This is a genomic window from uncultured Corynebacterium sp., from assembly GCF_945649885.1.
Lineage (GTDB): Bacteria > Actinomycetota > Actinomycetes > Mycobacteriales > Mycobacteriaceae > Corynebacterium.
In genome coordinates this window covers 1-7,806 of sequence record NZ_CALZFS010000132.1, presented here as the reverse complement: position 1 = coordinate 7,806, position 7,806 = coordinate 1, and the positions used below count along the sequence as shown (strand labels likewise).

Annotated in this window: 7 protein-coding genes and 2 pseudogenes; 6 read left to right on the top strand and 3 right to left on the bottom strand. The window is 55.4% G+C overall.

All coding sequences use genetic code 11. From position 1 onward, the window contains the following. The 5 genes and pseudogenes from Q0M74_RS12000 to Q0M74_RS11980 form a co-directional block, all read left to right on the top strand. Nucleotides 1-1,132, top strand: a 1,132-nt coding sequence (locus Q0M74_RS12000; protein WP_293954780.1) for a BREX system Lon protease-like protein BrxL, incomplete at its 5' end; no start/stop codon positions are given. Nucleotides 1,133-1,326: 194 nt separating this feature from the next. Then, nucleotides 1,327-1,776: pseudogene (locus Q0M74_RS11995) on the top strand (IS5/IS1182 family transposase); the annotation flags it as partial. 213 nt (nt 1,777-1,989) lie between these two features. Then, nucleotides 1,990-2,469, top strand: a complete 480-nt coding sequence (locus tag Q0M74_RS11990; protein WP_293954778.1) for a hypothetical protein — start codon at nt 1,990-1,992, stop codon at nt 2,467-2,469. A gap of 87 nt (nt 2,470-2,556) precedes the next feature. Beyond that, the gene (locus Q0M74_RS11985; RefSeq protein WP_293954776.1) at nt 2,557-2,928 is read left to right on the top strand and encodes a hypothetical protein; all 372 of its coding nucleotides are present in this window, start codon (nt 2,557-2,559) and stop codon (nt 2,926-2,928) included. A 256-nt stretch (nt 2,929-3,184) separates the two neighbouring features. Continuing rightward, nucleotides 3,185-3,854: pseudogene (locus Q0M74_RS11980) on the top strand (IS6 family transposase). 66 nt (nt 3,855-3,920) lie between these two features. Here the strand turns inward: Q0M74_RS11980 and Q0M74_RS11975 are convergent. Beyond that, nucleotides 3,921-4,247 (bottom strand): hypothetical protein, encoded by a 327-nt coding sequence (locus Q0M74_RS11975; protein ID WP_293954774.1) that lies wholly within the window; start codon nt 4,245-4,247, stop codon nt 3,921-3,923. A gap of 294 nt (nt 4,248-4,541) precedes the next feature. Here Q0M74_RS11975 and Q0M74_RS11970 point away from each other — a divergent pair, with 294 nt between their 5' ends. After that, the gene (locus Q0M74_RS11970) at nt 4,542-5,531 is read left to right on the top strand and encodes an LLM class flavin-dependent oxidoreductase (protein WP_293954772.1); all 990 of its coding nucleotides are present in this window, start codon (nt 4,542-4,544) and stop codon (nt 5,529-5,531) included. Between the two features lie 12 nt (nt 5,532-5,543). Here Q0M74_RS11970 and Q0M74_RS11965 read toward each other — a convergent pair whose 3' ends face one another. Next, complete coding sequence (locus Q0M74_RS11965) at nt 5,544-6,050, bottom strand: TetR/AcrR family transcriptional regulator (protein ID WP_293954770.1); 507 nt, start codon at nt 6,048-6,050, stop codon at nt 5,544-5,546. A gap of 211 nt (nt 6,051-6,261) precedes the next feature. Continuing rightward, nucleotides 6,262-7,584 (bottom strand): NtaA/DmoA family FMN-dependent monooxygenase, encoded by a 1,323-nt coding sequence (locus Q0M74_RS11960; RefSeq protein ID WP_293954768.1) that lies wholly within the window; start codon nt 7,582-7,584, stop codon nt 6,262-6,264. Nucleotides 7,585-7,806: the final 222 nt, after the last annotated feature.

Here is a 7,806-nt window from a genome sequence, read left to right as displayed (position 1 = left end):
GACACTTGGGGCCGAGGCCTCCATGGTGTTCGTCGGCAACACCTCGCACAACGTGGCTTATATGCTCAAGCACTCCGACCTGTTCGACGAGCTTCCTGAGAGCTACCATGACTCGGCGTTCCTGGACCGGTTGCACTTCTACATTCCTGGGTGGGAGGTAGATACGATCCGTGGCGAGATGTTCTCGAACGGTTATGGATTTGTGGTCGACTACATTGCCGAAGTGCTTAAATCGATGCGCAACCTCGATTTCTCCGACCGCTACCAGCAGCACTTCACTTTAGGGTCGGATATTTCTACCCGGGACCGCGACAGCATCCACAAGACCTTCTCCGGTCTCATGAAACTGTTGTATCCGCATGAGCAAGCCACCGCCGAGGAGATCGAGGAGATCCTCAGGTTCGCGGTCGAAGGCCGAAAACGTGTGAAAGACCAGATCCTCCGCATCGATGACACGATGGCAGCCGTAAAGTTCGGATACAACACGGTGACAGGGACATGGCGTGGCGTCACCACGCTGGAAGAAGAAGAGCACCCAGGGCATTACTACCGGGATTCGGGAGCGAGCGCCCACATTGTCCCAGATCCCGAGCCGCTGGCGGCCGCCTCCGCAGTTGCAATAAAGGCTGCAATGGACGAGCCTAAGCCTCTCTACGAGGGGCAACGGGACTTCCAGGAGAATCAGCGAGGAGTCTCATACGAGACGCTGCTACTCCCCTACCTGGCTGGAGCTACCGAGATCGAGCTTCAGGATCCCTATATTAGACAGCCTCATCAGGGGCGCAATCTGGTCGAGTTGCTCGCCGCGATCGCTTCGGCGAAGGACCCAGCCGAGGAAGTGACTTTCCGCCTCACCACTAGCGAAGAGCCTGATGCTGCCTTTAAGCAAAAACAGCTGCTCATGCTCAAGGAGATCTACGACCGAACACCACAGTACGGCATCAAATTCCACGTTAGCTTCAGCGACAGCGCACATGACCGATGGATTCGAACTGACACCGGATGGCGGATCAATCTAGGACGAGGTCTAGATATCTTCCAAAAGTTCGAAGGCGGTTGGATGGACTTCGCTACCAGCCATCAGGAGTTCCGACAGGTTCGTGAATTCGGAGTGACCTACATAAAAGAATGAGGCTAAGCATTAGCCAAAATTCATCATACTTGTCGCATCTCGTGTACCTGCCAGAAAGCGTTCTTCCGGCGGGTGCAGGTCTTTCTAAGAGATCGCGCGGATTGGTGGTTCAAGTGGGGTAATGAAATGGGGCAGGCACGAGACCTGGTACATACGGATTCGACCAAGAAAACGTAAGCCACTCAGGAGCACCCGTGCCTGCCCTTTCATCATCGCTTATCGAACCCATCTGGGCTCAATTCACAGCCCTGATCCCACCTGTGATCGGCGCCCACTCGCTGGGGTGTCACCACCCGAGAATCTCCGACCGGATCATCTTCGACACACTCATCCAGGTCCTCGTCCTAGGCGCTTCCTATGCCAGGATCGCCGACACCACCTGCTCGGCAACGACCCTGCGCACCCGCCGGGATGAGTGGCTCAACGCTGGGATATTTGAGAAATTGGAACAGATCTGCCTGGAAGCTTATGACCGGATCATCAGACTGGACCTGGAAGATCTGAGTATGGACGGATGTATCACCAAAGCCCCGTGTGGTGATGAAGCCGCTGGCAGATCCCCGTTTGACCGGGGAAAACAGGGCACTAAACGATCCCTGTTGGTCGACGGGAACGGTATCCCACTGGGGTATGTGATCGCAGGAGTACATTGGTTATCCGATCGTGGTGACGGTTTGCAATCTTTTACAACAGGAGGACTTTCTTCGTATAGAAAGTCCTCCACCTTTAATTGAATAGTCGAGAAACCCGCTTAAATTTATGTGAACCTGATATTTGCATCGTCTGACCGACAGTCGTCGGTCAGACCATGGCGAAGATGGAACCCACTCTCGCCATTACTGGAGAAAGATATTGCAATGAACCCATATGACGATCAGTGGACCGCATTGGTGCGGGAGTGCCAGTTCAACCAAGGGGCCCTTCAGCTGAGTAGAGTGCCGATTCCCACTAATCAGTTCACCGAAATGAATCATCAGGCCTTCAACTTCCACCTATACGAGGGGATGTTGTCGGTGACGACTGCGCTGGAGAGGCTATGTAAATTGACGCTTTCTTCCTGGGAGTATCTCACTACCGGTAAGTTTCCACGTGTGCAAAACTTTGGCCACAATATCGGTGGTTTATTTCGAAAGGTAGAAGACATCGACTTCTCTGAAATCTCAACGCAGATCACTATGCCTTCGGGAAAGGAAGTGGAGGATTCTTCGAACTTCGACGCTCCACTTGTCGCTCTCATGACCTACTATGCATCGGGCCATGGACGCTACGCATACCTGGATTCACTGTCTGCGCTGAGTGACGGTAGAGAAGCCCCTCGGAGCGTGAGTGACGAATAGCTTACGATTGTCAGGGACGCCAAACCCGTCCCTGATTGGCTACAAGAACATTGCCAATACCCGGAGATTATATCGAACGCACTCCAGATGTTGGCTAACGAGACTGGCGCGTTCTTTGTAGAAACCGCAGTAGTTAGCCGTTTCGAGTTCGAGTACGGTGCACCCCTGGTCTCTGAATCGGCGAATGTAGCGCTACAATGCTTCGATTATGCACAGTGGGTTAGCGCGATCTTCAAACTGATTAGCGACGAAATAATCTACCCTTCTTCGTCCAACCCCTACAGCGCACGCGTGTTTCCCACTGTTTCTGAGATGCTGGCCAGCCTGCTCGGCCCGCAAGAACTTTGGTTTGAGAACAATATTCTTTTCGTCGATGATTACCAGACGACTATGGAGTCCGTCATGGACTTTCATTCGTCTAATACGGAGCAAACGGATCAAGAAGATTTCTACAGTTAGAAAATCGTGATTGCCAGAGCTGTCAGATTCGGCTGATAAAGTTTCTTAGTTGAGTGGCATCAGTTTCGCCCAGGTCAGTGGGGGAAGTCCACTTCCAGGCAGTGATTTTCGAGTTACGCTTAGGAATTTAAGGGTATGTCAGATGTTCGCGGGTACTGTTGCAAAGTTGGGGCAGTAGGAAGATCGACGTGAAATAGTCAGGTCCATGGGTATCTTCTCCGGTCGGCAGTTCCCTCGAGAAATCATCCTGTGAGCGGTGTGCAGGTCACTACCCTCTGCGGGGTGAGCTGATCTAAGATCTGGAAGAAATGATGACTTCAGCGGGGCGTGCCACTCGATCACACCACCATCTACCGCTGGGTGCAGAAATACGCCCCTGAGCTGGACAAGCAAACTCATAGGTCACCGGCAGGTGCCCGACTGGCAGGATAAGTTCCTGGCGGGTGGATGAGACCTATATCCGGGTCGGCGGGACGTGGTGCTACCTCTATCGGGTTATTCCCACTGGTGGGCAGACCCTGGACTTCTATCTCTCCCCAAAACGCAACGTCGCTCCCGTCAAGCGTTTCCTGGCCAAAACCCTCCGGTCACATACCTCAGCCGGGTATCCCCGGGTGATCAACACCGATAAGGCGCCCTATCTGGCCAAGGCGATTGCTGAGCTGAAGGCGGAGGGAATCTGCCCGCTAACAGTGGAACACTGGCAGGTGAAGTATCTCAACAACGTCATTGAAGGAGATCATGGGCGGTTGAAACGGATCCTGGGGACGAAGGGTGCATTTAAGAACTTAGACGTCTGCATATCGGACGTTGAAAGGGATGGAAGCGATGCACTCGATTCACGAAAAGGTCAGGACATCATGTTCCCCTACGGGCACCTGAATCCGGACGCGGTGATCGTCAGTCGAGTGTTCGAGGCTGCCTGAGCGAGCATCAGAGGATGAAGGACTGGGTCCTCATGGCTCTCCGCCTGAAGTTTGCAACAGCACCGTTTATACGCGCCCGCGACGCCAAGTCCATACCGATAAGCCCGTGCCCGCAACAGCGGTAACAACCCACAGGATTTTTCCCGGCCACAATGGGTCCGTGTAGTCGTCAGAGGGATCGGACAAGGGGGCGTACATGGTCCATCCATATTCCAGGCCCAGTGGCGCAATGGGGAGGAAAGAATAGACGGTGAGTGCCACGGCCAAGACGGTGATGGGAAATGCCACCCAGAACCAGGGAAAGCCGAGCTGCTCTTGTTTGACCCGCCGGGGAAGGACTGCCCCGGCGACAATGAGGACGATAAGGACCGCAAGCACCAGAAGCCATGTCATGAAACCATGATGTCATTTTCTTCGGGAAGTTTCCTTTGGCCGCTGTGCACGTCACTCTGGGGTATGCCTTATAAAGACTTAGAAAGAACCATGTCCTGTGGGATCGGGCCTCTGGTGCATCCTGCCTGGGGGGCCACGCCTGCTTGAGGGGTCTGGATGCTCCCGTACATGTTTGACCGGAGACTGTCTCCGCAATAGGCTGGCAGGGGGCTAAATGGAGCATCGCTCCACTTATCTGCTGACGGTTGTCACTGTCTAATGCTCCTATTGTGCGAATGAGAGGAAGCTCCGCCAATGTCTGTACCTTTAAGTATTCTCGACCTGGTTTCAGTCTCTGAAGGGTCCACTGCGAAGGATGCCATCGATGCCTCGATGGCATCAGCCCGCACTGCTGACCAGCTGGGATTCAACCGGCTGTGGTTTGCTGAGCACCATAACACCCCGAATGTCGCCTCCAGTGCGACTTCATTGTTGATCTCGCAGGCAGCAGCTGTCACCTCGAAGATTCGTGTGGGTGCTGGTGGTGTGATGCTGCCCAACCATGCCCCACTCATGGTTGCTGAACAGTTTGGAACCCTGGCTCACCTGCATGGAAACAGGATTGACCTGGGCCTGGGACGTGCCCCGGGAACAGACAGGATGACCGCTCAGGCATTGAGCCGCTCTTCATCTGAACCGCAGGCTTTTGCCCAGAGCATCTATGACATGCAGGGGTGGTTCGGTGAAACCGGTACCTCACACAGTATGCCGATTCTCTCTGCTGCTTCCGCCGGCACCGATGTGCCTATCTGGGTGCTGGGTTCCACCCCGAATGGTGCCTCCATCGCTGGTCAGCTGGGTCTGCCGTTTTCCATTGCTTCACACTTTGCACCGGATCAGATTGATGAAGCCATCCAGGTATACCGAGAGTCATTCACCACCGACGTCCCCACCGCCCAGATCGACAAGCCATACGTGATGGTGGGCGTCAATGTCATGGTGGCTGACTCTGATGAAGAAGCAGCACGGGAATTTACCACCGTTGAGCAGATGTTCCTTGATCTGCACAGTGGTCAGAGCCGTTTGATGCAACCACCTGTGGATCCGAGCGAAATCCCAGGCCAGGGTGCCAGCAGGATGCCCATGCTGCGCATCAAGGCGGTGGGTGCCCCGTCGACAGTCAAGGCTCAGCTCCAGGAACTGGTGGAACGCACCGGTACTGATGAGCTCATCACCACCACCTATGCCTATGATCCGGCTGTGCGCGAGCGTTCCCTGCAGCTGCTGGCTGACGCCTGGTTCTAAACAGGGAAAGCGTTAGACGCGGTAGCCGTAGCGGCAGAGGTTTCGTACAGCGTTGAGCCCGTTTCCCTGGTCAGGGACGCGGGCACTGAGCCACGCGATCATCAACGTGGCTTCAAAGAGGTTCTGTGCTGTGACATCTGCCCGGGCGATGTTGAGCTGTTGGGCTTCTGTGAGGAAAGCCTCGGTGACCTCGATGATTTCATGGCAGGTGATCGCCAGCGGGGTGTTCGTTCCCTTGTCCAGTGCCTTGGCCAGGGAATCAGGCAGCCCGTGATAGGAACTGAAGTATTTCTCCACTTCGCTCAGCCATGACTCCAGTTGATCCTCGACCTTTGCTGACTTCCGAATGGTGGCAGCGGTTTCACGTAGTTCTTCGCCTTGGGTGTTCAGAGCAGCGAAGATCAAATGATCCCGGTCAGGAAAATGCCGGTACAGGGTTCCCGCACCGACTCCGGCTTCCTTGGCGATGGCATCAAGGGAGGTGGACACTCCCTGCTGGCTGAGGTGGTTGCGTGCCACCTTGATCAGTGAATCGTAATTTTTTTGTGCATCCGCTCGCAGCGGTCGACCTGTTGACATGTTTTCCCCTGTCCGCGATAAATTTTGCCAACTGGAGTGCTCTCCATATGGTGCAACTGGAGTGCTTCTCCGGATGTAGCCTAACACCACAACCTGCAATGACTAAGGAATGCCGAAGCCTGGTGCCTCCTGTTTTTGGGCAGAATTTAGATTATTTAAGGCGGGGATCTTGGCCGTACTGATGTGGCACACCCAGGTGCTCACGCAGCGTGGAACCCTCATAATCCTCGTGGTACAGGCCGCGCTTCTGCAGGATGGGGACAACCTGATCCACAAACTCATCCGCGGTTGAGTTGGTGGCCTGTTGCAACCAGAAACCATCGGCAATGCCAGCCTCAAAAGCGTTCTGCAGGTAATCGGCAATGGCCTCAGGTGGTCCGACCGGGCTGGGGGCGTAGTCGATGACGCCGTGGGCCAGGATCTCACGTGGGGTCCAACCCTGGTGTGCAATCTCGAGTGCACGCCCCGAACGGGGATCCCTGGGGTTTGCCCAGGCCTGCTCAAGTTGGGCTGCACTGAATGGCTGATCAATCTGAGACGCATCCAGCATCATCCCAAGCATCATGCCCAGCACCGGAACCCGCTGTGGTGCAAGGTGTTGATCTAGCTGCATGCGCTTTTGAATGGCCTCATCCACGGTTTTGCCCATGATGGGCATGAATCCGGTGAAGTACTTCAGCTCATCAGCATCCCGGCCAGCCTGTTGTGTGGCGGCGCGGTAGATATCCCGCTCCCGGCGGGTGGTGTCGAAGTCATAGGTGGAGGAACCGATGGCAACACTGGCATAGCGCCCGGCAAGCTCCACCCCATAATCGCCACCACCAGCAGAGGCGATGACTGGCTGACCCTGCTCTGAAGGCGGGATGGCCAGTGGGCCACGGGAGGCAACATGCTTGCCCTGCAGGTTGATGGGCTGGATGTGATTGGTATCCAGGAATTGGCCGGTCTCCACATTGTGGATCCAGGCTTCCTCACCCCAGCTGCCCCAGAGTGCCTGCACGATCTGGATCATTTCATGGGCGCGCTCATAGCGTTCCGGGCGTGGACGGACCCGCTCACCGTAGTTGGCCACGGCATTTGGGGCGCTCGTGGTGACGGCATTCCAGCCGATGCGACCATGGCTGAGGATATCGAGTACCTTGAACTGGCGGGCCAGGTTATAGGGTTCGTTGTAGGTGGTTGATCCGGTGGCGATGAAACCAACGCGCTTGGTTTGATGAGCCAGAACTGAGAGCGTGACAATGGGATCAAGTGTGGACTGGGGAGGCTGGGACCCCAGCTCCTCGCCAGCGGCCGGGAAGTCCGGGGTGAACAGGAAGGCGAATTTTCCGCGTTCAGCAGCCTGTGCCAATTTCACCTGAGCTTCGATGTCGGTGAAGTTGCTCTTGTCATTTTCGGGAGCGCGCCATGCCTGGCCCTGGGTGCCATAGCCGTTGAGCAGGGTGGCACTGAGAAGCATTGTCTTCTGACTCATGAAAGGGGTCCTTTTCTTGGTGGCAGGGGAGTGGTTGCTATGTGAGGATGTGGCGGAAAGGGATTATTTGGAGAGTATCTCCGTTTACTGAGACACGGTATAGAGACTGTCTTTGCTTAGCAACCTGTGACCGGGGGAGTGTTGCGGCCCTACCAGGGGGAAAGGTGCTGAAACAGGGTCTGTTAAAGCCCAGAATCATACGCCACGGCACAGGGATCGGGA

Bases quoted from the DNA above. Each gene is read 5' to 3' on its own strand.
- Q0M74_RS11990 (WP_293954778.1), top strand. From the start codon at position 1,990: ATGAACCCATATGACGATCAGTGGACCGCATTGGTGCGGGAGTGCCAG.
- Q0M74_RS11985 (WP_293954776.1), top strand. From the start codon at position 2,557: ATGTTGGCTAACGAGACTGGCGCGTTCTTTGTAGAAACCGCAGTAGTT.
- Q0M74_RS11975 (WP_293954774.1), bottom strand. From the start codon at position 4,247: ATGACATGGCTTCTGGTGCTTGCGGTCCTTATCGTCCTCATTGTCGCC.
- Q0M74_RS11970 (WP_293954772.1), top strand. From the start codon at position 4,542: ATGTCTGTACCTTTAAGTATTCTCGACCTGGTTTCAGTCTCTGAAGGG.
- Q0M74_RS11960 (WP_293954768.1), bottom strand. From the start codon at position 7,584: ATGAGTCAGAAGACAATGCTTCTCAGTGCCACCCTGCTCAACGGCTAT.